Origin of the sequence: Streptococcus sp. HMSC073A12, from assembly GCF_001812815.1 — a bacterium.
Taxonomy (GTDB): Bacteria; Bacillota; Bacilli; order Lactobacillales; family Streptococcaceae; genus Streptococcus; species Streptococcus vaginalis.
Genome location: NZ_KV810551.1, coordinates 1 through 257 on the forward strand (window position 1 = coordinate 1; position 257 = coordinate 257).

At 55.3% G+C, this 257-nt stretch carries 3 tRNA genes; all 3 read left to right on the top strand.

Features of this window, described 5'->3' with window-relative positions:
- Nucleotide 1 precedes the first annotated feature (1 nt).
- The 3 genes from HMPREF2876_RS07570 (at nt 2) to HMPREF2876_RS07580 (ending at nt 256) form a co-directional block, all read left to right on the top strand.
- Nucleotides 2-91, top strand: a tRNA-Ser gene (locus tag HMPREF2876_RS07570).
- 12 nt (nt 92-103) lie between these two features.
- Nucleotides 104-177: transfer RNA gene (locus tag HMPREF2876_RS07575), tRNA-Met, on the top strand.
- Between the two features lie 6 nt (nt 178-183).
- Nucleotides 184-256: transfer RNA gene (locus HMPREF2876_RS07580), tRNA-Phe, on the top strand.
- The last annotated feature ends 1 nt before the right edge of the window (nt 257 follow it).

Genomic DNA, 257 nt, shown 5'->3' on the forward strand with positions numbered 1-257 from the left:
TGGAGGATTACCCAAGTCCGGCTGAAGGGAACGGTCTTGAAAACCGTCAGGCGTGTAAAAGCGTGCGTGGGTTCGAATCCCACATCCTCCTTAGTAGGAATAGCGCGGGATGGAGCAGCTAGGTAGCTCGTCGGGCTCATAACCCGAAGGTCGTAGGTTCAAATCCTGCTCCCGCAATAGGTAGGCTCGGTAGCTCAGTTGGTAGAGCAATGGATTGAAGCTCCATGTGTCGGCGGTTCGATTCCGTCTCGCGCCAT